Annotated in this window: 28 protein-coding genes; 13 read left to right on the forward strand and 15 right to left on the reverse strand. The window is 67.7% G+C overall.

Translation table 11 applies throughout. From position 1 onward, the window contains the following. Genes BN2503_RS02265 through BN2503_RS02285 form a run of 5 tightly spaced genes read left to right on the forward strand, consistent with a single transcriptional unit; the run spans nt 1 to nt 3,588 of the window. Nucleotides 1–1,248, forward strand: coding sequence for a high-affinity branched-chain amino acid ABC transporter permease LivM (locus BN2503_RS02265; RefSeq protein ID WP_175537928.1), 1,248 nt, complete (start codon nt 1–3; stop codon nt 1,246–1,248). Continuing rightward, complete coding sequence (gene livG / locus BN2503_RS02270; protein ID WP_054255025.1) at nt 1,248–2,018, forward strand: high-affinity branched-chain amino acid ABC transporter ATP-binding protein LivG; 771 nt, start codon at nt 1,248–1,250, stop codon at nt 2,016–2,018. The genes BN2503_RS02265 and livG overlap by 1 nt, the downstream gene beginning before the upstream one ends. After that, the gene (locus tag BN2503_RS02275) at nt 2,018–2,728 is read left to right on the forward strand and encodes an ABC transporter ATP-binding protein (protein WP_175537929.1); all 711 of its coding nucleotides are present in this window, start codon (nt 2,018–2,020) and stop codon (nt 2,726–2,728) included. The genes livG and BN2503_RS02275 overlap by 1 nt, the downstream gene beginning before the upstream one ends. Beyond that, nucleotides 2,728–3,321 carry an IMPACT family protein gene (locus BN2503_RS02280; RefSeq protein WP_054255026.1) on the forward strand — a complete coding sequence of 198 codons (594 nt, stop codon included), beginning with the start codon at nt 2,728–2,730 and terminating at the stop codon, nt 3,319–3,321. The genes BN2503_RS02275 and BN2503_RS02280 overlap by 1 nt, the downstream gene beginning before the upstream one ends. Nucleotides 3,322–3,381: 60 nt before the next feature. Beyond that, nucleotides 3,382–3,588, forward strand: a complete 207-nt coding sequence (locus tag BN2503_RS02285; RefSeq protein WP_054255027.1) for a YjfB family protein — start codon at nt 3,382–3,384, stop codon at nt 3,586–3,588. A gap of 71 nt (nt 3,589–3,659) precedes the next feature. Here the strand turns inward: BN2503_RS02285 and BN2503_RS02290 are convergent, their stop codons facing one another. From BN2503_RS02290 to BN2503_RS02335, 10 genes are all read right to left on the reverse strand, one after another. Continuing rightward, a complete protein-coding gene (locus BN2503_RS02290; RefSeq protein WP_054255028.1) occupies nt 3,660–4,595 on the reverse strand; it encodes a M48 family metalloprotease in 936 nt (311 codons plus the stop codon). After that, a complete protein-coding gene (locus BN2503_RS02295) occupies nt 4,592–5,098 on the reverse strand; it encodes an SH3 domain-containing protein (RefSeq protein ID WP_054255029.1) in 507 nt (168 codons plus the stop codon). Before BN2503_RS02295 ends, BN2503_RS02290 begins: the two co-directional genes overlap by 4 nt. Before the next feature lie 37 nt (nt 5,099–5,135). Next, entirely contained in the window at nt 5,136–7,010 is a 1,875-nt protein-coding gene (locus tag BN2503_RS02300; protein ID WP_054255030.1) for an adenylate/guanylate cyclase domain-containing protein, read from the reverse strand. A 126-nt stretch (nt 7,011–7,136) separates the two neighbouring features. After that, entirely contained in the window at nt 7,137–7,475 is a 339-nt protein-coding gene (locus tag BN2503_RS02305; RefSeq protein ID WP_054255031.1) for a DMT family transporter, read from the reverse strand. 4 nt (nt 7,476–7,479) lie between these two features. Next, entirely contained in the window at nt 7,480–8,217 is a 738-nt protein-coding gene (locus tag BN2503_RS02310; protein ID WP_233494987.1) for an SIR2 family NAD-dependent protein deacylase, read from the reverse strand. 10 nt (nt 8,218–8,227) lie between these two features. Further along, a complete protein-coding gene (gene rlmB, locus BN2503_RS02315; RefSeq protein WP_054255033.1) occupies nt 8,228–8,983 on the reverse strand; it encodes a 23S rRNA (guanosine(2251)-2'-O)-methyltransferase RlmB in 756 nt (251 codons plus the stop codon). A 160-nt stretch (nt 8,984–9,143) separates the two neighbouring features. After that, nucleotides 9,144–9,977: an S-formylglutathione hydrolase gene (gene fghA, locus BN2503_RS02320; RefSeq protein WP_054255034.1), complete on the reverse strand. Its 834-nt coding sequence runs from the start codon at nt 9,975–9,977 to the stop codon at nt 9,144–9,146. A gap of 83 nt (nt 9,978–10,060) precedes the next feature. Further along, complete coding sequence (locus BN2503_RS02325) at nt 10,061–11,173, reverse strand: S-(hydroxymethyl)glutathione dehydrogenase/class III alcohol dehydrogenase (RefSeq protein ID WP_054255035.1); 1,113 nt, start codon at nt 11,171–11,173, stop codon at nt 10,061–10,063. Nucleotides 11,174–11,193: 20 nt separating this feature from the next. Next, nucleotides 11,194–11,454, reverse strand: coding sequence for a metal/formaldehyde-sensitive transcriptional repressor (locus BN2503_RS02330; protein WP_054255036.1), 261 nt, complete (start codon nt 11,452–11,454; stop codon nt 11,194–11,196). 101 nt (nt 11,455–11,555) lie between these two features. Further along, on the reverse strand, nt 11,556–12,260 hold the full coding sequence (locus BN2503_RS02335; protein ID WP_054255037.1) for an ABC transporter ATP-binding protein: 705 nt from the start codon (nt 12,258–12,260) through the stop codon (nt 11,556–11,558). 18 nt (nt 12,261–12,278) lie between these two features. Between BN2503_RS02335 and BN2503_RS02340 the strand changes: the two genes are divergently transcribed. Further along, complete coding sequence (locus BN2503_RS02340) at nt 12,279–12,917, forward strand: arylesterase (protein ID WP_082366473.1); 639 nt, start codon at nt 12,279–12,281, stop codon at nt 12,915–12,917. On the opposite strand, the gene BN2503_RS02345 is transcribed toward BN2503_RS02340, so the two are convergent. From BN2503_RS02345 to BN2503_RS02355, 3 genes are all read right to left on the reverse strand, one after another. Further along, complete coding sequence (locus BN2503_RS02345) at nt 12,909–13,706, reverse strand: DUF2189 domain-containing protein (protein WP_054255038.1); 798 nt, start codon at nt 13,704–13,706, stop codon at nt 12,909–12,911. The genes BN2503_RS02340 and BN2503_RS02345 overlap by 9 nt on opposite strands. Nucleotides 13,707–13,824: 118 nt before the next feature. After that, nucleotides 13,825–15,033, reverse strand: coding sequence for a PLP-dependent transferase (locus tag BN2503_RS02350; RefSeq protein ID WP_054255039.1), 1,209 nt, complete (start codon nt 15,031–15,033; stop codon nt 13,825–13,827). Nucleotides 15,034–15,079: 46 nt separating this feature from the next. Next, a complete protein-coding gene (locus tag BN2503_RS02355; RefSeq protein WP_054255040.1) occupies nt 15,080–15,616 on the reverse strand; it encodes a BON domain-containing protein in 537 nt (178 codons plus the stop codon). A gap of 157 nt (nt 15,617–15,773) precedes the next feature. On the opposite strand from BN2503_RS02355, the gene BN2503_RS02360 reads away from it, so the two are divergent. From BN2503_RS02360 to BN2503_RS02370, 3 genes are read left to right on the forward strand one after another with little or no spacing between them, the layout of a single operon-like run. Further along, nucleotides 15,774–17,468 (forward strand): SulP family inorganic anion transporter, encoded by a 1,695-nt coding sequence (locus BN2503_RS02360; RefSeq protein WP_054255041.1) that lies wholly within the window; start codon nt 15,774–15,776, stop codon nt 17,466–17,468. A gap of 56 nt (nt 17,469–17,524) precedes the next feature. Next, entirely contained in the window at nt 17,525–18,265 is a 741-nt protein-coding gene (locus tag BN2503_RS02365) for a GGDEF domain-containing protein (protein WP_054255042.1), read from the forward strand. 11 nt (nt 18,266–18,276) lie between these two features. After that, nucleotides 18,277–19,110, forward strand: coding sequence for a MinD/ParA family protein (locus BN2503_RS02370; RefSeq protein WP_054255104.1), 834 nt, complete (start codon nt 18,277–18,279; stop codon nt 19,108–19,110). A gap of 76 nt (nt 19,111–19,186) precedes the next feature. Here BN2503_RS02370 and BN2503_RS02375 read toward each other — a convergent pair whose 3' ends face one another. Together BN2503_RS02375 and BN2503_RS02380 are read right to left on the reverse strand one after the other, a co-directional pair. Then, complete coding sequence (locus BN2503_RS02375; RefSeq protein WP_054255043.1) at nt 19,187–20,083, reverse strand: pirin family protein; 897 nt, start codon at nt 20,081–20,083, stop codon at nt 19,187–19,189. Further along, the gene (locus tag BN2503_RS02380; RefSeq protein ID WP_054255044.1) at nt 20,080–20,487 is read right to left on the reverse strand and encodes an OsmC family protein; all 408 of its coding nucleotides are present in this window, start codon (nt 20,485–20,487) and stop codon (nt 20,080–20,082) included. The genes BN2503_RS02375 and BN2503_RS02380 overlap by 4 nt, the downstream gene beginning before the upstream one ends. Nucleotides 20,488–20,689: 202 nt before the next feature. On the opposite strand from BN2503_RS02380, the gene BN2503_RS02385 reads away from it, so the two are divergent. From BN2503_RS02385 to BN2503_RS02400, 4 genes are read left to right on the forward strand one after another with little or no spacing between them, the layout of a single operon-like run. After that, nucleotides 20,690–21,766, forward strand: a complete 1,077-nt coding sequence (locus tag BN2503_RS02385) for an NAD(P)/FAD-dependent oxidoreductase (RefSeq protein ID WP_233494988.1) — start codon at nt 20,690–20,692, stop codon at nt 21,764–21,766. Further along, nucleotides 21,763–22,734, forward strand: a complete 972-nt coding sequence (gene gluQRS / locus BN2503_RS02390) for a tRNA glutamyl-Q(34) synthetase GluQRS (RefSeq protein ID WP_054255045.1) — start codon at nt 21,763–21,765, stop codon at nt 22,732–22,734. The genes BN2503_RS02385 and gluQRS overlap by 4 nt, the downstream gene beginning before the upstream one ends. After that, nucleotides 22,731–23,528, forward strand: coding sequence for a tRNA (guanosine(46)-N7)-methyltransferase TrmB (gene trmB, locus BN2503_RS02395; RefSeq protein ID WP_233494989.1), 798 nt, complete (start codon nt 22,731–22,733; stop codon nt 23,526–23,528). Before gluQRS ends, trmB begins: the two co-directional genes overlap by 4 nt. Beyond that, on the forward strand, nt 23,525–24,565 hold the full coding sequence (locus tag BN2503_RS02400; protein ID WP_054255047.1) for a GGDEF domain-containing protein: 1,041 nt from the start codon (nt 23,525–23,527) through the stop codon (nt 24,563–24,565). Before trmB ends, BN2503_RS02400 begins: the two co-directional genes overlap by 4 nt. Nucleotides 24,566–24,614: the final 49 nt, after the last annotated feature.

A 24,614-nucleotide genomic window follows, 5' to 3' on the forward strand; every position in this document is an offset into this window, starting at 1 on the left:
ATGCAATCCTCCGGACGCCCCACCTGGCGCCAGAACCTCGCCCACGCGCTTACCGCCACGGTGCTTACCGCCGTGGTGGTCACGCCCATCTTCGGCCTGCACCTGGAGCGTGCCGGCATGCGCACCGTGATCCAGCAGAACTGGAGCAGCGTGGCCTGGGCCTGCCTGCTGGTCTTCGTGGTGCAGATGCTGCGTCCCCTGCTGCCGCGCAGCAGCGTACGCCTGCCGCGCTTTCAGCTCCCTGCCCTTCCCGCGCGCCAGCGCGGCATCTGGATCGCCGCCGCGCTGCTGCTGGCCGTGGCCTGGCCTTTCTTTGCCGGGCGCAACGCCGTGGACATCGCCACGCTTGCCATGATCTACGTCATGCTCGGTTTGGGGCTGAACGTCGTTGTGGGCTTCGCCGGCCTGCTCGACCTGGGCTTCGTCGGGTTCTACGCCGTCGGTGCCTACACCTATGCGCTGCTGTTCCACTGGGCTGGCTGGAGCTTCTGGGAAGCCCTGCCCCTGGCTGGTGCTGCGGCTGCGCTATTCGGCTTCGTGCTCGGCTTTCCGGTGCTGCGCCTGCGCGGCGACTACCTGGCCATCGTGACACTTGGCTTCGGCGAAATTATCCGCCTGCTGCTTGTCAACCTCACCGACTGGACCGGCGGTCCGGACGGCATCTCCAGCATCCCCAAGCCCTCGGTCTTCGGTCTGGAGCTGGCACGCAGCCCCAGTGTGGAAGGCGGCACCACGTTCCACCAGTTCTTCGGGCTGGAGTTCAACTCGATGCACATGGTGATCTTCCTGTACCTGATGGCGCTCACGCTGGCCGTGGCAACGCTGTGGATTTCCAACCGGCTGATCCGCATGCCCATCGGCCGCGCCTGGGAGGCGCTGCGCGAAGACGAAATCGCCTGCCGTTCGCTCGGCCTGAACCCGATGAAGATCAAGCTCTCGGCCTTCACGCTGGGCGCGATGTTCGCAGGCTTCGGCGGTGCCTTCTTCGCTGCACGCCAGGGCATCGTCAACCCCGAGTCGTTCACCTTCATCGAGTCGGCGCTGATCCTGGCCATCGTGGTGCTAGGCGGCATGGGCTCGCAATTGGGCGTGATCCTGGCCGCCATCCTGCTCACCGTGCTGCCAGAGCTAGCACGTGAGTTCGCCGAGTACCGCATGCTGATCTTCGGCCTGGTGATGATCCTCATGATGGTGTGGCGCCCGCAGGGCCTGCTGCCCATGCAACGCCACCATGTGGAGGTGAAGTGATGGCCAGCAACAGCTTTTTGCAAGTCGACAGCCTGAGCATGCGCTTTGGTGGCCTGCTGGCCGTCGATGGCGTGGCGTTCGAGGTGAAAGACCGCGAGATCTTCGCCATCATTGGCCCCAACGGTGCAGGCAAGACCACGGTGTTCAACTGCATCAGTGGCTTCTACCGCCCCAGCACCGGACGCATCAGCCTGCAGGGCCAGAATCTGGCCGGTCTGGGCAGCCACACGGTGGCACAGCACGGGCTGGTGCGCACGTTCCAGAACGTGCGCCTGTTCAAGCACATGACGGCGCTGGAGAACCTGCTGGTAGCCCAGCACCGTCATTTGCGCACCGGCATGCTGCCCGGCCTGTTCAAGACCCGCAGCTACCGCGAAAGCGAGCAGAAGGCCCTGGACAACGCGCTGCACTGGCTCGATTACATGGGCCTGCGCGAGTTCGCCAACCGTGAAGCCGGCAACCTGGCTTACGGGCACCAGCGGCGCCTGGAAATTGCGCGCTGCATGGTCACGCAGCCGCGCGTACTCATGCTCGACGAGCCCGCCGCCGGCCTGAACCCCCAGGAGAAAAAAGACCTGCAGGGCCTGATCGAGCAACTGCGCCAGCAGTACGGCGTGGCCGTGCTACTGATCGAGCACGACATGAGCCTGGTGATGGGCGTGTCCGAGCGCATCCTGGTGATGGAGCATGGCCGCCCCATCGCACTGGGAACGCCCGACGCGATCCGTAACGACGAGCGCGTGATCAAGGCCTACCTGGGAGAAGAATGATGCAAGCCATGCTGGAGCTGAAAGGAATCAGCACCCACTACGGCGCAATCTGCGCCGTCAACAACGTGAGCCTGCACGTCGACCAGGGCGAGATCGTCTCGCTCATCGGCTCCAACGGCGCGGGGAAAACCTCGCTCCTGATGACCGTGTGCGGCAATCCACGCGCCAGCGGGGGCAACGTGCTGTTCGAGGGCCAGGACATCACCAACGAGCCCTCGCACCTCATCATGCGCAAAGGCATCGCCATCTCGCCCGAAGGGCGGCGCGTCTTTCCGGCACTCACGGTGGTCGAGAACCTGCAAATGGGTGGCTTCTTCCTCTCCAAGGAAGAAATCGCCGCGGGCATGGAGCACGTGTTCACGCTCTTTCCGCGCCTGCGCGACCGGGCAGACCAACGTGCCGGCACCATGTCGGGCGGGGAGCAGCAAATGCTGGCCATTGGCCGCGCATTGATGAGCAAGCCGCGCCTGCTGCTGCTGGACGAGCCGACGCTGGGCCTGGCGCCACTGATCATCGCGCAGATCTTTGAAATCATCCAAGCCATCCGCGCTGCGGGCGTGACGGTGTTCCTGGTGGAGCAGAACGCCAATCGCGCGCTGCAGATTGCCGACCGCGGTTACGTGCTGGAAAACGGCAGGCTCGTTCTCGAAGATACCGGAGCCAACCTGCTCAAGAACGACGACGTGCGCAAGGCTTACCTCGGTCATTGATGGCCCAGACCCTGGCCGCACCCGCGCACAGCGAGCTGATCATCAAGAAAAGCCGCTTCATCGGCTGTGTACAGCCGATGTCCGACCGTGCCAGCGCCCAGGCTGTGGTCGATGCGCTGTGGCAGCAGCACCCGGGGGCGGCGCATGTTTGCTGGGCACTGCTCGCGGGCGGGCAGTCCGCCGCCGTCGACGACGGTGAGCCCAGCGGCACCGCGGGCCGCCCCATGCTTGACGTGCTGCGCCACCAGGAGCTGGAGGGCGTGCTGGCCACCGTGGTGCGCTATTTCGGTGGTGTCAAACTCGGTGCAGGCGGCCTCGTGCGCGCCTACACCGACTGCGTGGCCCAGGCACTGCTTGCAGCCCCCAAGGTCACGCTGCAGCGCATGGCCACGCTGCGCTGCGAAGTGCCCTACGCCCTGGAAGGCCTGCTGCGCCGCGAGATCGCCGCGGCCAAGGCGGAACTGCTCAGCGTAGAACACGGCACGGCGCTGGTCGCGCTGCAGTGGCGCCTGCCCGAGCCGGACGCTCCCGCGCTGGTGCAGCGCATCAACGATGGCTGCCAGGGGCGTGTGGGCTGGAGCGATCCACGCTAACAACGCTCAAGAACCCAGCGTATCCGCCGATAATCAAGAAAGCCCCTTTAGGAGACCACCATGGACGTCAGCCTTTCCAATAGCATCATGCACACCGCCACAGCGATGAAGAACGCCGAAACCGCCAACGCGGTGCAAGTGAATGTGCTGAAAAAATCCATGGACATGCAGGAAAATGCAGCGGCCCAGTTGCTCCAAGCCCTGCCCCAACCGCAGCAACTCGCCGCATCGGGCACCCTGGGCACACAGGTCAACACTTACGCCTGACAGTGCCTGTGCCATAAAGCAAACAGCCCGCAGATGCGGGCTGTTTGCTTTAGTAGGTCGAGCAGACGCGATTACAGCTTGCGGCGCATCGCCAGATAGCGTGCCTCGTTGGTCACGTTGGACGCTGCGGCGAACTTGCTGCCCAGCAGGGGCTCCAGCCTGCTGGCGCGCTCGGCCGGAGCTGGGTGGGTGCTGAAGAGCATCTGGTAGGCGGCATCGCTGCCCGAGCCGCTGGCCGCATACATGCGCAGCACCTTTGGCAGGCCGTTGGCCTGGTACCCTGCGCGCGCTGCGTACAACAGCCCTTGCCTGTCGGCATCGAACTCATCGGACTGGTCCAGCCCCTTGGCGTACAGATTGCGCACCGCGTTGACCATCGCCGCCGTCATGGCGCCGCCGTTGCGCGTCTGCGTCTGCACAATCCCGCCAGCGATCTGCGCGAAGCCGCCCTTCTTCAGCGCGCTCAGGTAATGGCCGCGCACCACATGGGCCACCTCATGGGCCAGCACGCCGGCCAGCTCGGCCTCGTTGTTCAGCTTGCGCAGCAGCCCCACGGTGACGAACACGTAGCCACCCGGCGTGGCGTAGGCATTCACGGCATCCGAGTCAATCACACCGAAACGCCAGGCGAACTGAATGTCGCGCCCATCCTTGTCCTTGGGCGGCTCGGCCTGCAGCGCGACCCACCAGCCCACTTGGTTCACGTACCGCTGCACCGCATCGTTGCGCAGCAGAGGACGTGCGCCCAGCAGCACCGAGGAGAACTCCTGCCCTAGTGCGCGCTGCTCCTGCGGCGAATAGTCCTTGAACACAGCCGACGCACCGCTGACCACGTCCTGGATGCCATTGGCCATGCCGGCCGAATTGTTGCCGCCGCCCATGGCTCCCCCCAGGGCTGCCGCCAGGCCGCCGGCACCGCCGCCAACGTTGGGCACGGTCTCGCAGCCTGCGAGAAAGAAAGCCGCTGCCAGTGCGGCAGCGCCGAGTTTCCAGCGTCGCGTGTTCATTGCTCAGCTCCTGTGTAGGCGGGAATCGGCTGTGCCTTGAGCTTGCCGCTCTGGGCGAACTGCTGGGCCTGGGCCGCGTTGATGGCGAAGCCCTCCATACGGCTGACCTCGGCAGGCGCGGGCTGGGCATTGGCCAACTGCTCCTGCGTCAGGCCACGCGTGCCGGTCGTAGCCGTAGGGGTGTTGCTGCTGGCGCTGAAGACGCCCGAAATCCCCGTCAGCGGGTTGCCCCCCGCCGCAGGCGCGGCGGCGGCGGCCGAACGCACATGGGTGGAGCGCACCCAGCCCTCGCTGTCCATGAAGCGCACGCGCAGCCAGCCGCCCTGCCGCTGCAACTGCTCCACCTGCGCGCCGACCGGCAGCGCGGCCAGCGACTTGGCATTGAGCACCGGACTGGCGCGCAGCTCGGTGGCCGTGGACACCTGCAGCGACTGGGCCTGGGCCCAGCCTCCCAGGGCCAGAACGGTGGCGGCGGCAAGCCGCCGGACGGTGGAAATTTTCATAGGGACCTCTCTTTGCTGTGGTTTTCAATACAGCGGCTCATGCAGACTCTACGCTGCTGCGCCTGGGGCGCGGCTCAAACAGCCGCACCGCCTGCTCCCGGCCCTTGACCTCAAAGGCCCCCCGGTCGATGAATTCGAACGCTTCGCCGCATTGTGCCCGCGTCGCTTCGGAAACGAGCACCGTGGCAACCCCCTTGGTGCAGCCTTCGATGCGACTCGCCAGGTTCACGGTGTCACCGATGGCCGTGTAGTCCAGACGGCGCTGCGTACCCAGAAAACCGACCACCGCCGGGCCGGTGTGCACGCCGATGCCGATGGCGAAGCGCACCGCAGGATCCTCGCGTGCCAGGTCGCTGGCAAAGCGCTCCAACGCCTCGGCCATGGCCAGCGCAGCCTGCACAGCCAGCACGGCGTGCTGCGGCTGTGCCATGGGCGCCCCCCAGAAGGCCATGATGGCGTCACCGATGAATTTATCCAGCGTACCCTGGTGGCGGAAGATCACCTCGACCTGCATCTCGAAATAGCGGTTCAGCAGCGCCACGATTTCCTCGGGGCGGCGGTGCTCCGACAGGCTGGTGAAGCCCCGGATGTCAGAGAACAGCACCGTCACCTCGCGGCTCGCCGATACCTGGGCCTGGGCCACCTGGGCGGGCTCCGAGAGTGCCGACGCGATGCGCGGATCAACAAAGCGCGCGAACATATCCTGCACATGGCGGCGCTGCGCCATTTCCAGCCGCGCCGACAACAGGCCAAACGCCAGCAACGCCACGCCCCCCAGCACCAGGGCCGACACGGGAATCCAGTACACCTGCCCCCACAGCGCCGCCAGCGCTCCGGCCAGGGCTAGCAGCACCACCAACGCGAACCCGGCCATGGTGACCGCCTGTGGCAAGCGTGCGGCGAACGCCAGGCCCAGCGCCGCAATCAGGCCCAACGCCAGCGCCGGGCTGGCCCAGGCTGGCGCTGGCCGCAGCCAGTCACCCTGGGCCAGGTTGGCCACGCCTGTGGCCAGCACGAAGGGCCCGGGGGTGGTCGTGGCCACCGGCGTAGGCACGAAATCGTGCAGGCCGCTGGCAGTGGCGCCGATGATGATGACCTTGCCGCGCGCATCGAAGGGCAATTGCCCATCCCCCGTCTGCGTCGCCAGGTAGGCCTGGGCGTAGGGAATGCGTGTGAACTCGCGCCCATACCAGTGCAGGCGAAAGCGCGGCTGCGGTGGCTGCGGCAGGCCCAGGTCGTGCGCCACGCGGCCCAGCAGGTGGGGAATCCACCAGCCTTGCACGTCGCGGCCCAGCTCGGTACTGCGGCCGATGCCGTCGTCGTCTTTAATGAAGTTGATGTAGCCGGTGCGCCAAACCTCGGGCGGCAGCGCCGTGGGACCGTCGATGCCGTAGCGCGCATCGGGCTGCGCGCCCGGCCCAGGGCGGATGCCCATGGCCGGGGGGGCCAGCGCCAGCGGCGCCTGCTGGGCCGAATCCTCCAGCAGCACCATGGGCACGTAGGCGCGCTCGAACGCCAGGGCTTCGGCCAGCGCGGCATCATTCTCCGGACGGAAGCGGTCGGGCGGCGAGAGAATCAGGTCAAGCAGGATGGCGCGCGGCTGCTGGCGCGCCAGCGCGGTGATCAGCTCGGCATGGATCACGCGCGGCCAGGCCCAGGCGCCGGCCAGTTCGAACATCTGCGGGTCCTTGAGCGAGGGCTGGTCGATGTCGATGATGACCACGTCCTGCGGCGGCACCCTGCCCTGCGCATGCCAGCGCAGCAGCACGTCGCCGAAGCGGTTGTCCAGCGCCTCCAGCAGGTGCAGGCCCTGCAGTTCGGCCAGCGCCAGGGCGGCCAGCAGCAGCCCCAGCGCGGCATGGAGCGCGCGACGCCCCCAACGCTGGCGCAGTTGCTGTAAAGAAATGTGCACGGTGCGAGTATGGCGGCAGGCGCACACTGGCGTCAACGCGTTTTTGCTCTCCTATTCATAGCTGGTAGCGCTTGGCTGCAAAGGTCTGGCGCCTTTTTTGACTCTGAATTCCCAGCGATGCTGGCGTCAATGCGCCGCTGTCTTGGAGAACAGCTGGATCACCGCCACCCCGGCCACGATGAGGCCGATGCCCAGCAGCGCCGCCAGATCGAGCTTCTGGCCGTGCAGGAGCCAGCCCAGGGCCGAGATGAGGACGATGCCCAGCCCGGACCACACGGCGTACACCACGCCCGTGGGCAGGCTTTTCATGACCAGCGACAGCATGTAGAACGCCAGGCCGTAGCCCAGCACGCACACCGCACTGGGCAGCCAGCGTGTGAAGCCGTCCGAGGCCTTGAGCGCCGTGGTGGCGACGACCTCGGCCACGATGGCAATGCCCAGCAGGGCCGTGGGGTGCAATGTCATGGGTTTACTCCTGGGGGTCGGCAGGCGCCAGCAGCGCTGGCAGGCATTGCGCCGCCGTGCCGCGCAGCACGGCATGGGCGGCATCGTCGAGTTCGCTGGGCGCGGGGTTGAGCACGGCAACCTGCGCCCCGGCTTCCCGCGCCAAACGGGCCAGCCCTGCGGCGGGGTAAACAGCACCTGCCGTCCCCACCACCAGCATCAGGTCACAGGCGCGCGCGGCCTGCTGCGCCGCCTCCAGCACCGCCAGCGGCAAGGCTTCGCCGAACCAGACCACGCCGGGGCGCAGCAGGTTGCCACAGGTGCTGCAGTACGGCGGCTCGCCAGCCGCGGAATCTTCCAGGTGGCAGCAGGGGCGCGGCGGGTTGAGCCAGCGGTCGGCCAGGAGGTCGCCGTGCAGGCACAGCACATCTGGGCTGCCGGCCTGCTGGTGCAGGCCGTCCACGTTCTGGGTGATGAGCGTCAGCCGCCCGGGATGGCGCTGCGCGAAATGCGCCAGCGCCACGTGTCCGGCATTCGGCGCCACACCGCGCAGCAGCGCGCGGCGGTGCGCATACCAGCGCCAGACCAAGCCGGGCTGGGCGCGGTAGCCCGCCTCGGTGGCCATGTCCTCGGGACGGTACTGCGCCCAGTAGCCGGTTTGCGCATCGCGGAAGGTGGGCACGCCCGACTCGGCGCTCATGCCCGCGCCCGTGAGCACGGCAATGCGCCGGGCCGTCTGCAGCCAGGCGCGCACCCGCGCCACGCCCACGGTCTTAGCCCCCGCGCTGGCGCAGCGCTTCGTACAGGCACACGGCGCTGGCCACGGAGACGTTCAGGCTCTCCACCGCACCCTGCATGGGAATGCCGACCAGCTCGTCGCAGGTCTTGCGCGTGAGCTGGCGCATGCCCGGGCCCTCGGCGCCCAGCACCAGGGCCACGGGGCCTTTCAGGTCCACCTGGTACAGGGTCTTGTCCGCATCGCCGCTGGTGCCGATGACCCAGATGTTGCGCTCCTTCAGTTCGGTCAGCGTGCGCGCCAGGTTGGTCACCATGAAGTACGGCACCGTCTCGGCCGCGCCACTGGCGACCTTGGCCACCGTGGCGTTGATGCCAACGGCATGGTCCTTGGGCGCAATCACGGCGTGCGCGCCCGCGCCGTCGGCCACGCGCAGGCAGGCGCCGAGGTTGTGCGGGTCGGTCACGCCGTCGAGTACCAGCAACAACGGGTTGACCACGCCGTCGGCTTCGAGCTGGTCGAGCAGCTCGTCCAGCGAGCGCTGCTGCACCACCGCCTCCACGCGCGCCGCCACGCCCTGGTGGCCGTGGCTGCCGGCCAGCTTCGACAGGCGCAGGCCGTCGGCCTCGATCAGGCGTACCCCGGCCTCTTTGGCGCGCTCGATGAACTGGCGCATGCGCGCGTCGCGGCGCGTGGGCTCGTAATAGATTTCAATGACGGATTGGGGCGCCGTCTTCAGGCGCACGCCCACGGCGTGAAAGCCGAACAGGACTTTGGGGGTGGAGGCAGACATGGGCGCGATTATCCGGCGCCGCAGGCCAGGCAGGCTGGCCTGCCTCTCTCACCCCTGCGGAAAAACCCTGGCAGTGGCACAAAATCACCGCGCCCATGCCAAACGCCACCGGGCCACAGAAGGGCTGCGGCGGTGGCGAAAGGGCACAAGCCCAGCGTCTTCAAGCGCCGCGCAGCGCCCGCGCGTGGTGCGCCACATGCTCACCGATGAAGCTGGCGATGAAGTAGTAGCTGTGGTCGTAGCCCGGCCACAGGCGCAGCGTCAGCGGGTGGCCGGCCTGGCTGCAGGCGGCGCGCAGCAGCTCGGGCTGCAGTTGCGGCAGGAATTCATCGTCCTCGCCCTGGTCCACGAGCAGCGGCAGGCGCTCGCGCGCCGTGGCGACCAGCGCGACCGCATCGTGTGCGGCCCAGGCGGCGCGATCGTCGCCCAGGTACGCAGCAAACACTTTCTGCCCCCACGGCACCTGCGAGGGTGCCACGATGGGCGCAAAGGCCGACACGCTGGCGTAGCGCCCCGGGTGGCGCAGCGCCAGTGTCAGCGCGCCGTGCCCGCCCATGCTGTGGCCGAAGATGGCTCTTTTTTCCGTGGCGGGAAAGTGCTGCTCCACCAGCGCGGGCAGCTCGTTCACCACGTAGTCCTCCATGCGGAAGTGCGGCGCCCAGGGGGCCTGCGTGGCGTTGAGGTAGAAGCCCGCGCCCTGCCCCAGGTCGTAGCCCGGGTCGTCGGCCACCGCGGCGCCACGCGGGCTGGTGTCCGGCGCCACCAGGATCAGCCCGTGCTGCGCCGCGTGCTGCTGCGCGCCGGCCTTGGTGATGAAGTTCTGCTCGGTGCAGGTCAGGCCCGAGAGCCAGTACAGCACCGGGCAGCGCTCGCCCGCCAGGGCTGCGGGCGGCAGGTACACGCCCAGCCGCATTTCGCAGCCCAGCGCGCTGCTGGTGTGTTTCCACACTTCCTGGCGGCCGCCGAAGCTGGCATGGTGTTCGATGCGTTCCATCGCTGATTTGCTCCTGATTGAATAGCTGCCAGCGCCTTCTAGATAAGCGCTGGAGCCGTTTCTGCTTGAAATCCAGGCGGCGATCAGGCGTAGTGCACCACGCTGCGGATCGACTTGCCTTCGTGCATCAGGTCGAAGGCTTTGTTAATGTCCTGCAGGCCCATGGTGTGGGTCACGAAGGGTTCGAGCTGGATACGCCCAGCCATGGCGTCTTCCACCATGCCTGGCAGTTGCGAGCGCCCCTTGACGCCGCCAAACGCGGAGCCCAGCCACTTGCGGCCCGTCACCAGCTGGAACGGGCGCGTGGAAATCTCCTGCCCCGCGCCCGCCACGCCGATGATGACGCTCTGGCCCCAGCCACGGTGCGCGCACTCCAGCGCGGCGCGCATCACGTTGACATTGCCAATGCACTCGAACGAGTGATCGACGCCCCAGCCCGTCATCTCCACAATCACCTGCTGGATCGGCTTGTCAAAGTCCTTGGGGTTCACGCAGTCGGTCGCGCCGAAGGTGCGCGCCAGGTCGAACTTGCCCGGATTGGTGTCGATGGCAATGATGCGCCCGGCCTTGGCCAGCTTGGCGCCCTGGATTACCGCCAGGCCGATGCCCCCCAGACCGAACACGGCCACCGTATCGCCCTCCTGCACCTTGGCGGTGTTTTTCACCGCGCCCAGGCCTGTGGTCACGCCGCAGCCCAGCAGGCACACCTGCTCGGGGTTGGCGTTGGGGTTGACCTTGGCCAGCGACACCTCGGCCACCACGGTGTATTCGCTGAAGGTGCTGCAGCCCATGTAGTGGTAGATGGGCTGGCCGTTGTAGCTAAAGCGCGTGGTGCCGTCAGGCATCACACCTTTGCCTTGCGTGGCGCGCACGGCCACGCACAGGTTGGTTTTGCCGCTCTTGCAAAACAGGCACTCGCCGCACTCGGCGGTGTACAGCGGAATGACGTGGTCGCCGGGCTTGACGCTGGTCACGCCCTCGCCCACCTCCACGACGATGCCCGCGCCCTCGTGGCCCAGCACGGCGGGGAAGATGCCCTCGGGATCATCGCCGCTCAGGGTGAAGGCGTCGGTGTGGCACACGCCGGTGTGGGTAATGCGCACCAGCACCTCGCCCTTTTGCGGCGGTGCCACGTCGATCTCGACGATTTGCAGCGGTTCTCCGGCCTTGAAGGCGACGGCGGCACGGGATTTCATGGGCGGATCTCCTGAAAAAGTTACTTGAGGAAGGAGCGCGCCAGGCGCGAGAGACGGTCGAGTTCGTCCGGTGCCCCGGCCTGGCCGAAGGTCTCGCGCAGGTGGCTTTCGAACACCTCGGCCATCAGGCTGGTGGCGGCGCCGCGCAGTGCGGCCAACTGCTGCAGCAACGCGCCGCACTCGGTGCCGGCCTGCACCGCGCGCTCCAGCGCGGCGGCCTGCCCCTGGATGCGGCGCAGACGCGCGACAACGCGCTTCTTTTCTTCGACGGAATGGGGCATGGCAGGCGCTCCGGTATCCCCTGCACGGGATACCCAGGGGGAGTATAGATGCTCTAGCGCTTTTTAATCAAGCGCAAGAGTTATGGTACCCGGGGGGAGTATCAAGCAGCAGCGCGTGTTTCATCGCGCGCAACGCGCCCTGCCTCGATGGTGATGCAGCGCTCGCACTGCGCGGCGATGGCGCGGTCGTGCGTCACCAGCACCAGCGTCGTGCCACGCTCGCGGTTCAGGTCGAACATCAGCCGCATCACGGCCTCGCCAGTGGCAAAGTCGAGGCTGCCCGTGGGTTCGTCGGCCAGCAGCAGCGCGGGCTGCACGACGAAGGCGCGCGCCAGCGCCACGCGCTGCTGCTCGCCGCCCGACAGCACCTTGGGGTAGTGCCCCAGGCGCTGGCCCAGGCCCACGCGGCCCAGCATCTCGGTAGCCTGCTTGCGGGCGTCGCGCTGCCCGGCGAGCTCCAGCGGCAGCATCACGTTCTCCAGCGCCGTGAGGTTGCCCATGAGCTGAAAGCTCTGGAACACGAAGCCGACCTGGCGCGCACGCAAGGCGGCGCGCGCGTCTTCATCCAGCGCGAACAGGTCCTGCCCGTTCAGCCGCACGGTACCGCGCGTGGGCGTATCTAGCCCGGCGATGATGGACAGCAGCGTGCTCTTGCCCGAACCCGATGCGCCGACGATAGCGGCGGTTTCCCGTGCCGCCAGCCGGAAATCGATATCCCGCAGAATGTCGAGCGTGCCGGTGGAGTCCGACACCGACTTGAAAACATGCTCGACCGCGACCAGCGGCGGGGAAGTGAAATCAGACATGAAAGGCCTAACGTGGTGATGGGAACGGTGGATCGGCGTGACTTTATCCTGAGCCTGGCGGCCATCACCGCCGGGGGACATGCCGCTGCCCAAAGCGCACCCGGCACCACCATCCTGGTGCTGGGCGACTCGATGAGCGCCGAGTACGGGCTGGCGCGCGGCACCGGCTGGGTCGCGCTGCTGGCGCAGCGGCTGGCGCAGCAGAAAATTGCGGCCGAGGTGGTCAACGCCAGCATCAGCGGCGACACCACGGCCGGCGGGCGCGCGCGCCTGCCCGCGCTGCTGGCGCAGCACCGGCCCTCCGTTGTGGTGATCGAACTCGGCGGCAACGACGCACTGCGCGGCCTGCCGCTGCAATCCACCGAGGCCAACCTGACCGCCATGGCCCAGGCCGCGCGAAAGGCCGGGGCGCGCGTGCTGCTGGTAGGCATGCAGGTGCCGCCAAACTATGGCGCTGACTACACGCGCCGCTTCGCCGCGCTGTTCCACACCGTGGCCCAGGCGCAAAAGGCGGCGCTGGTGCCTTTTCTGCTGCAAGGCGTGGCCGACGGGCCGGAGCCGACCAAGCTGTTCCAGGCCGACCGCATTCACCCCACGGCGCAGGCGCAGCCGACGATGCTGGAGAACGTCTGGCCGGCCTTGAAGAAATTACTCTGACGGTACGGGCTCCTGGGGCTCCAGCGCCGCGCGGTAGGCGTGCCAGCTCGCGTGGCCCAGCAGCGGCCCCGTCACCAGCAGGCCCGCGCCCCAGGGCCACAGCGACAACCCCACCAAGAGCGTGATGAGCGCGCCCCACCAGAGCATGACGCCGGGGTTTTCCACCACCACGCGCATGCTGGTGATGGCGGCGGTCATGGCGTCGGTGTCCCGGTCCAGGATCATCGGGATCGATACCACCGTGCTGGCAAACACCAGCGCCGCGAACACGCCCCCCACCAGGGTGTAGACCGCCACGAACTCCCAGTTTTCAGGGTTGAACACCGCCTGCATGACGCCGGTGGTGGAAGGCAGCCCGGTATTGAAGAACACCGCGAACACCACCAAAGAGGCACGCCCCCACAACAACTCGAGCACGATCAACACCAGCACCAGCATGCCCATGCTGCCCATGTGGCTGCGCCAGCACACCAGCGACTGGCCCAGGTGCGCCGCCTGGCCCGCTTCGTGGCGGCGGCTGGCGTCATACAGGCCCAAGGCCAGGAAAGGCCCCAGCAGCAGGCAGCCACTGGCCAGCGACATGGTGTATTCGGGCTGGGTGCGGAACACCCAGCCCAGCACAGCAGCCATGAGCCAAAAGCCTGCGCCGTAGAACAGCCCCACGGCAGGGGCTCGGGCCAGGTCACGCAGGCCCAGGGTAAGCCAGCGCAGCGGCGCCCCCAGGCCCAGGGGACGCAGCACCACTTGCGAGCTCCGTGGTGCGGGAGGTTGTGCGGTAGGGGCGGTCATGGCGGAAACCGGCGGCGCGGCAGCTGTGGCGACATACCCACCTTAGCCGCGTTGCGTATTGATAGCCATCAAGGAAACTACCACCCTACCCCCTTCGGGTCGGGCCGCCCCCTCGGATTCAGAACGCTGCTGCCAGCGCCTGAGCGAGGTCGCGGCGCAAATCCTCCTGCGCTTCCAGACCAATGGAAAAACGCACGACCGTGCCCGCGCGCAGGTGCGGCGTGGGCCGCTGGCGCATGCTGGCCAACTCGTAAGGCATCACCAGGCTGATGGGTCCGCCCCAGCTGTAGCCAATCTTGAACAACTGCAGGCTGTCGCAAAAACGGTCCACCTGTGCCTGCGAATGGCGGGCGTCGATAACCACGCTGAACAAGCCTGCCGCAGCGTCGGCCTGGCCGCACAGCGCCTGCCAATGGGCATGCCCAGGCGCCCCCGGCAACGCCGGGTGCAGCACCTGCGCCACGGCGGCCTGCGTAGCCAGCCAGCGCGCCAGTTCGCGTGCGACCTGGTCGTGCGCACGGTAGCGCAGCGCCATGCTGGGCAGCGCGCGCAGCACGGCCTCGACGTCGTTGGCACCCACGCCCAGGCCCAGGCGCATGTGGGTGAGTTTGATTTTCAGGTGCAGCGCCTCATCGCGCGTGACGATGCTGCCCATGAGCACGTCGCCGCCGCCACTCGGATATTTGGTAAGCGCGTGCGCCGATACGTCCACGCCCAGGCTACCGTCGCCACACAGGTCAAAGGGGGCAAAAGCCAGGCCCGCGCCCCAGGTGTTGTCCAGCGCCGTGCACACGCCGCGCGCGCGGCAGATGCGCACCAGCTCGGGCAGATCAGGAAACTCCAGCGTGACCGAGCCCGGCGCCTCCAGCCATACCAGGCGGGTGGCGGGCGTGATCTTGGCGGCCAGATCCTGCGGGTCCATGGCGTCGTACAGCACGTGGCGGATGCCGTAATGCGCCAGCTCCACCTCGGCCAGCGCCTTGTTCGGGCCGTAGGCGTTGTCGGGAATCAGCACCTCATCACCCGTGCGCAGCAGCGCCAGCGCCACGGTCGCCAGGGCAGCCAGGCCGCTGGGCACCAGCAGGCACTGCCGCCCGCCCTCCAAGGTGGCCAAACGTTCTTCTAGCAGGTAAGTGGTGGGGGTGCCGTGCAGGCCGTAGGTGTAGCCTGTTTTGTCCTTCCACTCGCGCTCGCGCATGGCGGCGACATTGGGAAAAATGACGGTGGACGCCTTGAAAACCCCGGGCTGGGGCGCCACGAAGCCTTCGGGTGGCTGGTAGGGGTGGTGGACGATGCGGGTACGAATGTCGGGCGTGGAATCGTTCATGCCCGCATCGTAGCGCGCCCGCCAGGGCGGGCGCGCAGCGGCGGCATCAGCCCGCGTGCACGGTGAGCTGGTTGTTCACCCCGCCCACGCCCTTCACGCCCTTGGCAATGCCGGTGGCGCGCTCCTTGGCCTGGGCCGTCGGCGCGGGGCCGCTGAGGGTGACCACGCCGCCCTTGGTGTCCACGTTGATTTTCAACGCGCTCAGCTCGGGATCCTTGGCCAGGCCTGCGGCCACTTGGGCAGTGATTGCGGCGTCATCCGCCACGCCCAGCGCCTTGCCGGCGGCTTCCTTGGCCGCATCGCCAGCGTCCTTCAGGGCAGCCTCGGCCTTGGCAGCGCCATCTTCCACCTTGGCCGAGGTGGTCTCCATGGCCTGCTCGGTCTTGCGCTGCGCGTCCTCGGCCACTTGCTCCGCCTTGCGCTGGGCATCCGCAGCGGCTTGCTCCGTCTTGGCAACGGCAGCATCGAGCTTCTGGCCGACGGTCTGCTCCTCGTCTTTCTTGCCACAGGCGGCCAAGCCCAGGGCCAGGGCACTGATGGCCAGGAAGCTCACCATGCGTTGGGTCGGTTGGCGGTAATTCATGTGCGTTACTCCTTGGTGCTGGTTGCAATGGAAATCAATGGTTCGCACTGTACGGCCCCGTGCGGCTGCGGGCGGTCGGACGCCGCCGAATCGACTGTAGGACGGCGCCGCATCGCCCCGCGCAGGCGATCGCGGCAAAGGCCCCGACAATCGCGGCATGGCGCATGCATCGCTGACCCGCTGGTTTCCTTTCCTGGCTTGGCCTCGGCCCAGCCGCGCCCTGCTGCGGGGCGAGTTCTGGGCCGGCATCACCGTGGGGCTGATGCTGGTGCCACAGGGGGTGGCCTACGCGCAGCTCGCGGGTATGCCGCTGGTGACGGGTATCTACGCCTCGCTCGTGCCCACGCTGGTGGCCGTGCTGTGGAGTTCCTCCACACGCCTGGGCGTAGGGCCAACGGCGCTGAGCAGCCTGCTCATCGGCACCTCGCTCGCCGGTCTGGCTGCACCCGGCAGCGCGCACTGGGTGGCACTGGCGGTGTGGATCGCGCTGCTGTCCGGCCTGCTGCAGCTGGTGTTGGGCGCAGTGCGTTTCGGCTGGCTGCTGAACCTGGTGACATCGCCGGTGCTCACTGGTTTCACGCAGGCGGCGGCGCTGCTCATTCTGGCCTCGCAGCTGCCGGCGCTGCTCGGGCTGCGCACCACCTGGCATGCGCTGGCCGCGAACCCGTCGCTGCACCACTTCGACCCACTGGCGGCTGGCCTTGGCTTGGGCTGTCTGGCGCTGTTGTGGGGCGCGCGGCGCCTGCGCCCGGACTTTCCCAGCGCACTCGTGGTGCTGGCGCTGGCGGGCGTACTGGCCTGGGCCACGGGCTTCGCCGACCGCGGCGGTGCGGTGGTGGGCACGCTGCCCGCGGGGCTGCCAGCACTGTATTGGCCTGGCTGGCTGAGCTGGGACGAACTTGGCAGCCTGGTCATGCCGGTGCTCGTCATCACGCTGGTGAGCTTTTTGGAAACCGCCTCCAGCGCCAAGGTGGACCACCAGCGCAGCGGCACGCGCTGGAACGAGAACCAGGACCTGATCGGCCACGGCTTGGCCAAGATGAGTTCTGGCCTGTGCGGCAGCTTCGCCACCAGTGCCTCGTTCTCGCGCTCGGCCATCAACCTCTACGCGGGCGCGCAAAGCGGCTGGGCCACGCTGTTTTCCTGTGCCCTGGTGCTGGTCACGTTGCTGTGGCTCACGCCGCTGCTGTACTACGTGCCCCAGTCCGCCCTGGCGGCCCTGGTGATCGTGGCCGTGGCCGGGCTGCTGCAGCCCGGCGCGCTGCTGCGGCTGTGGCGTGTCTCGCGTGTCGAAGCCGTCATCGGTGGCGTCACGTTCGCCCTCACATTAGCCACGGCGCCGCGCCTGTACTGGGGCGTGCTGGCCGGGCTGGTGATGAACCTGAGCCATTTCCTGTACCAGCGCCTGCACCCGCGCATCATCGAGGTGGGCCTGCACCCCGACGGCAGCCTGCGCGACCGCCACCTGTGGCAATTGCCACCGCTGGCGCCGCACTTGTTGGCACTGCGCATGGACGCGGAGTTGGACTTCGCCTCGGCCAGCAGCCTGGAGCGCCACGTGGCTGATCACCTTGCCGCGCACCCCGACGTGCGTCACCTGTGCCTGTTCGCCCAGCCAATCAACCGCATCGACATCACAGGGGTGGAGGTGTTCGTGCGCCTGCGCAGCCTGCTGCGTGCACGTGCCGGCACGCTGCACGTCAGCGGACTGAAGTTGCCGGCACAGCAAACGCTGGAACGCGCTGGCGCGCTTGCCCCAGGGCCTGACCTGGCGCTGTACCGCGCCGACCCCCAAGCCATCGCCGCACTACAGGCTGGTGCCGAGCCCGGGATGCCAGCGCAAGGCTGCTAAACTCAAGTTTCGTACTTTTGTTGCACTTTGTGACCCCACCTGCAGTCCGCCCCCATGTGTTCTTGCACGACCTGCGCCTTGCCACGGCCCATGCCTTGGTAGCGCAGGCGGGTGGCGACATGCCCGCACTGCCCAGCGAGCCCCCGACGCAGTACCTTCAGGCCCTGATAGACGGGCTATGTGAGCTATCCCTCAAGGATCCACTGACCGGGCTGGCCAACCGCCGCTATCTTTACGCCACGCTGGACCGCGAGATCGACCGCGTGACCCGCGCCGGCGATTCCGCCCTGCTGCTGATGCTGGACATCGACCACTTCAAGCAGATCAACGACGCCCATGGCCACCTGGCGGGCGACCTGGTGCTGCAGTCGGTGGCGCGCACGCTCAACGCCTGCGTGCGGCCCATGGACACCATCGCGCGCTACGGTGGCGAGGAATTCGCCATCGTGCTGCCTTCGTGCCAGGCCAATTTCGCCCGCGTGGTGGGCGAGCGTGTACGCCGCGCCATTGAGTCGACGCCCATTCGCATCTCCCCCATCGAGCAGGTGCATATCACCGTCAGCATCGGTGGTGCCTTCGCGCTGCAGTGGATCCGCAGCACCAAGCAGCTGTGGGTGGAGCGCGCGGACCAACAACTGTACGTAGCCAAGCAGGCCGGGCGCAACCGCATGAGCATCGAGGATCAGCCCGACAGCACCGTGAGCGCCGAAGAGAAGAATATGCTGTTCGCCCCCGTTTTCACCCCTTCAGGCTGGGGCGAACTGCCCCCGCTTGACCCCGCAGGTAGCGTCAAATGAAAGCGACCGAGATGAGCGACGCACCATCCACCCCCACCACCCAATCCGCGCAAGAGCCCTTGGCCCTTGGCACGGCGGCTGGCGCGCATGTCATTGCCGTCACCAGCGGCAAAGGCGGCGTTGGCAAGACCTTCATTTCCGCCAACCTCGCGGCGGCGCTGACGCGCCATGGCCTCAAGGTGCTGGTGCTTGACGCCGACCTGGGCCTGGCCAACCTCGACGTGGTGCTGAATCTGCACCCCAAGATCACGCTGCACGACGTGTTCACCGGCCGCGCCTCGCTGGAGGAAGCCGTGATTGAGGCGCCTGGCGGCTTCTCCGTGCTGCTGGCAGGCTCGGGCATGGTCGAGTACTCGCGCCTCACGCCCGAGGTGCGCAACCAGTTCATCAACGTACTGCAGACGCTCACGCCGCGCTTCGACGTGGTGCTGCTCGACACCGGCGCGGGTATTTCCGACGTGGTGCTCTTCTCCGTATCGCTGGCGGCCGAGGTGCTGATCGTGGCCACGCCCGAGCCCACCTCGCTGACCGACGCCTACGCGGCCATCAAGGTGCTGGCCACGCAGCAAAAGCGCCAGCACCTGCGCCTGGTGGTCAACCAGGCCGCGCGCGCCGGCGATGGTCGCGCCATCACCAGCCAGCTGCAGCAGGTGCTCAACCGCTTCGTCACCACCGACTCGGGCCGCCCGGTACGGCTGCTGCACCTGGGCGACATTCCTGCCGACAACGCCGTGCGCGAGGCCGTGATGCGCCGCCAGCTGCTGCTGCAGGGTGCGCCGGGCAGCCCGGCTTCGCTGGCTGTGGCACAGTTGGCCAACAAGATTCAGGCTACGCTGCTGAGCTGAATTCACTCTCAAAAAAATAGCTGCCAGCGCTTGATAGACAAGGGCTGGCAGCTATTTTTATGCCGAAAATTTGCACTCAAGGCTTGAAGCGCTGCGGAGGTAAGGCAATCCACTCCGTCTCGCCCGGCACCTGGCCCATCGCCTGGGCCTCCCAGTCCTGCGCTGCCTGCACGATGCGCTCCTTGCGGCTGGAGACGAAGTTCCACCAGATGTGGCGCGGCCCATCCAGCGGCGCGCCACCCACCACCACCCAGCGCGCGGGCGTCTGTGCCCGCACCTGCACGCCCTGCCCCACAGGCAGCACGCCCATGGTGCGCGCAGGAAGCGTCTGCGCTGCGCCATCGTCCAACTGCAGCTCCAGGTCGGCGTCAACGCAGTACAGAGCCATTTCAGGCGCCAGCGCGGGCAGCACCAAGGCTTCCCCCGCGGGCATGCGCACGTCCAGGTACAGCGTCGGGGCCATGGTCTGCACGGGCGAGCGCTGGCCCCAGGCCGTGCCCACCAGCACGCGCACCTGCGCTGCGCCCAGATGCAGCTCGGGAATGGCCTCGGCGGGCGTGTGCACGAACGCCGGCGCTGCCTCCTCATGCGCGCGCGGCAGCGCCACCCACAGTTGCAGGCCATGGTTGACATAGCTGCGCTGCGCCAAGGCGGGTGGACGGCGCTCTGAATGCACGATGCCGCGCCCGGCCGTCATCCAATTGACCGCCCCCGGCGTGATTTCCTGCAGCGAGCCCAGGCTGTCACGGTGCAGGATGGCCCCCTCGAACAAATACGTCACGGTGGCCAGACCGATGTGCGGGTGCGGCCGCACATCGTGCTGGTCCTGCGGCTGCACCGTGACCGGACCAAAATGGTCGAAGAACACGAACGGCCCCACCGACTGGCGCGGCACAGAGGGCAGCAGGCGGCGCACCGTAAAGCCGCCACCCAGATCCTTGACATGGCCGCCAAGCTGCAGCACGGCGCTCATGGCAGGCGCTGCACCGTGGTGCTGATCTCGGTCGTCACCTGGGTCATGAGTTTGTGCACCGGGCACTTCTGCGCCACCGCCTCCAGCTCGGCCAGCTGCGCATCGCTCAGATCTCCGCTGACCTCCAGCCGCGTTGCCAGGCGGTAGGTCCCGCTGCGCTCGGCCGAGGCATCACGCTCCACCACGGTGTGTACATCTTCCACCGGCAGCCCCTTTCGGCGCGCGTACCACAGCAGCGTCAGCGCCTTGCAGGCGCCCAGGGCCGCGTCGTACAGGTCATGCGGGTTGGGGCCGCTGTCGTCGCCGCCCTCGGCGGCCGTGCCGTCCACGCGCAAGGCATGGCTGCGGATGGTCAGCGTCTGGGCCATGGGGGTGGCACCGATGCGGCGCAATTCAATGGTCATGGGAAGTCCTCCGGCAAAAGCAGCGGCACCCGGCTGCCGCTTGCGCACACTGTAGCCGCCGCCTGCGCACAGCCAGGCAGCAGGGGCAATGCCCCAGGCCCGCGCAGCCACTCCCTGATGCAACTGCGGCCCGGTTGGCCGCGGCGCGTGTAGAGTGGCAGATTGCAAAGCATCCCTTTATGTGCCCGACGAAAGGCCTGGAATGACAACAACCGCTTCCCGCTCACCCTCCCCACAGCGCCCGCCAGCGCGCCGCTTCGCCATCATCGGTGCCGGCATGGCCGGCGTGGCCTGCGCGCGTACGCTCATGCAGGCAGGGCATTCCGTCAGCGTGTTCGAGCGCCAGGAACGCCCCGGTGGCCGCATGGCGACGCAGGAAACCCCGTTCGGCAGCTTCGACGCCGGCGCGCAGTTCTTCACCGTGCGCGACGCCCGCTTTGAACGCGCACTGCAGACCGTGAATGGCCTGTGCCGCCCCTGGAGCGCCACCAGCCTGCGCGTGCTCGACGCTACGGGGCAAATGGTGGCGGCGGCCCCCGCGCCCGAGCCACATTGGGTGGCACAGCCAGGCATGCAATCGCTTTTGACCACTTGGGCCGAGCCCATCGCACAGGCGGGCTGCCTGCACACCGACACCCAGGCTGTGCGCCTGGAGCGCGACCGCCTGCACCCACAAGGCTGGCAGTTGGCCTGCGAAGCCAGCGACGGCAGCACCGCCGTGTACGCAGGCTTCGACGCCGTGCTGCTGGCCCTGCCCGCCCCCAAGGCCCATGCCCTGCTGCAATCCAGCGGCATCGACAGCCCCCTGCAGGCGCCGCTGCACAGCGTGACCATTGACCCGTGCTGGACCCTGATGCTGGCCTTTCCCCAAGCCGTGCAGCCCGGCCTGACCACCCTGGGCCCGCAGTGGAACGCCGCGCGCAGCACGCACCACCGCATCGGCTGGCTGGCGCGTGAATCAAGCAAGCCCGGGCGTGGCCAGGTCGAGCGCTGGACCGTGCAGGCCAGCCCAGAGTGGTCGCAAGAGCACTTCGACGACACCCCGCAGCGCGTGCAAGCCAAGCTGCAGCGGGCGTTTTCCGAGGTCACCGGCATCCATGCCGAGCCGGCGTGGAGCGACGTGCGCCGCTGGCGCCACGCCCGCACCCTGGCCCCGCTGGGCCGCAGCTACCTGTGGGACGGTGATGCCGCTCTGGGCGCCTGCGGCGACTGGTGCCTGGGCCAGCGCGTCGAAGATGCCTTCATCTCAGGGCTGGAGCTGGCCCTGGCGGTGGCTTGACGGCACACGGCGGCTACACCGGCCGCTTCGCTCCCTCGCCCACCGGGCCGCTGCATGCGGGCTCTCTGGTCGCCGCGCTGGCCAGCTGGCTGGACGCGCGCGCGCACGGCGGCCGTTGGCTGGTGCGCATTGAGGATGTGGACACACCGCGTTGCGTGCCAGGCGCGGGCGAACACATCCTGGCGCAACTGGCCACCTGCGGTCTGCACCCCGACGCCCCGCCCCTATGGCAGTCCCAGCGCGGCACGCAGTACCAGACGGCGCTGGCACGGCTGCAGGCGGCGGGCTGGGCCTACCCCTGCGCCTGCACGCGCAAAGAGATCGAGGCGGCCTGGGCGGCGCAGGGCCTGGTGCATGAACGCCACGTGGAACGCCCCTACCCCGGCACCTGCCGCACAGGGCTGCGCGGGCGCAGCGCGCGCGCCTGGCGCTTCCATACAGCCGCTTATCAGAAAAAAGTGGCTCAAACCCTTACAAAGCAAGCGCAAGCAGCTCCTTTTTACATAGCGGATGACCACCTGCACTGGCATGACCGCCGGCTTGGTGCGCAGCAACAGAACGTTGCGCACAGCGTGGGCGACTTCGTGCTGCGCCGCGCTGACGGCCTCTGGGCCTACCAGTTGGCGGTGGTGGTGGACGATGCGCAGCAGGGCGTCACCCACGTCGTGCGCGGCGAAGACCTGGCGGACAACACCCCGCGCCAGATGCTGCTGCAGCACGCCTTGGACCTGCCCACGCCGCGCTACCTGCACACCCCGCTGGTGCGCACGGCGGATGGCGAAAAACTCTCCAAGCAGCACGGTGCCCCGGCGCTGGCGCTGCACGCACCGCAAGCCCCCCTCGCGGCCCTCAAAGCCGCCGCCCAAGCGCTGGGGCTGGCGCCGCTGCCCTCTGAGGCCGCAAACCTGAACGATGCGCTCGCACACTGGATTCGTGTGTGGGCAGATATTTACAATCGCACCCCGTGACTCCATCGTTTGCTTCCCAGGCCGCTTGCGGCACCACGCCCCCCCAGGACGCTGCGCCTGCGGGCCAGGCCCCCGCGGGCATCCCCTACCCGAAGGCCATCAAGAGCTTTGTGCGCCGCGCTGGCCGCACCACTGCAGCCCAGGCGAAGGCCTTTGCCGACCAGGGGCCGCGCTTCCTGCTGCCCTACAGCGCTGCGCCGCTCGACGCCGCCACCGCATTCGGACGTGAGGCACCGCTGATCCTGGAGATCGGCTTCGGCATGGGCGAGGCCACGGCGCACATCGCGCGCGTGCGCCCTGGTGACAACTTCCTGTGTTGCGAGGTACACGAGCCCGGCGTAGGCGCGCTGCTCAAGCGCATCGGCGAGCACGGCATCGAGAACATCCGCATCCTGCAGCACGACGCCGTGGAGGTGCTCGACCACATGCTGCCCCCCGGCAGCCTGGATGGCGTGCACATCTTCTTTCCCGACCCCTGGCACAAAAAGAAACACAACAAGCGCCGCCTGATCCAGCCGCCACTGGTGGCCAAGCTGGCGGCACGGCTCAAGCCCGGCGGCTACCTGCACTGCGCCACCGACTGGCAGCCCTATGCCGAGCAAATGCTCGAAGTGCTAGGCGGCGAGCCCCTGCTGGCCAACACGGCCGATGGCTACGCGCCACAGCCTGCCTACCGCCCCCTGACCAAGTTCGAGAACCGCGGCCTGCGGCTCGGCCATGGCGTGTGGGATCTGGTCTTCATGCGCCGCGACCTCGAAGACAGCATTCCGCCCCCGGAGCCGACAGCACGATGAGAAAACCCATTCTCCAGAACCTGGTGGAAATGACGGGCCTGCGCGACCACCTGCGGCTTGAGTTGTCCGTGCTGTCTACGCTGCAGGCACTGACGGGCATTGTCGACATCCGGGCGCTGGAGCTGTTCACGCGCGAAGGGCAGACCTTCGTGCGGCCGCGCACCTGGCTGGAGCAGGGACAGCTGCTTTCCAGCGACGCCGAAGCCGCCCAAGATCCGCGCCGTGAGCCACTGGAGCGCCGCCCCGACCTGCAAGCATGCATTGCCTCGCAAAGTGCCAGCGTGGTGCATGTGCCACGGCGGGGGCGCTACGTGCTGTGGCTACCGGTGTGGATGAACGACAAGGTCAGCACCTGCCTGGAGATCACCCAGTCGCGCGCTTTCTCCCAGCACCGCCTGGATGTGATCCTGGGCATTTTTCAGGTCTACAAGAACTACCAAAGCCTGCTGGACTACAGCGAGCGCGATGCGCTCACCGGTCTCTTCAACCGCAAGACCTTCGACGAGCAGTTCGCCCGCCACGCAGCCTCTGCCGCGCTGGCGCAGGGCACAGAGCCCGGCACTCCGTGCGCCGACGAACAGCATGGGCCACGCCAGCAGTGGCTGGCCGTCGTCGATATCGACCACTTCAAGCAAGTCAATGACCGCTTTGGCCACCTGTACGGCGACGAAGTGCTGATCCTCATGGCCAACCTGCTGCGCAGCTCGTTCCGCAGCCACGACCGTATCTTTCGTTTCGGCGGCGAGGAATTTGTGGTGCTGCTACGCAACGCCACCCTGGAAACGGCACGCAAGGCTTTCGAGCGCTTTCGCGAAACCGTGCAGACGCACACCTTTCCGCAGGTGGGCCACGTGTCGGTGAGCATTGGCTTCGTCGGCACCTCCACCGGTTCGCCGGTGGAAATCCTCGGCCAGGCGGACCAGGCGCTGTACTTCGCCAAGGAGCATGGCCGCAACCAGGTGCACTACTACGACGACCTGGTGGCAGCCGGCCAGCTGCAAACCAAGATGGCCCACGACGACGTCGAGCTTTTCTAGGCAAATAGGCCCCAAACCCTTACCTAAAAAGCGCTAGCAGCTCTCATTT

It is taken from the genome of Paenacidovorax caeni (assembly GCF_001298675.1).
GTDB classification, from domain to species: Bacteria; Pseudomonadota; Gammaproteobacteria; order Burkholderiales; family Burkholderiaceae_C; genus Paenacidovorax; species Paenacidovorax caeni.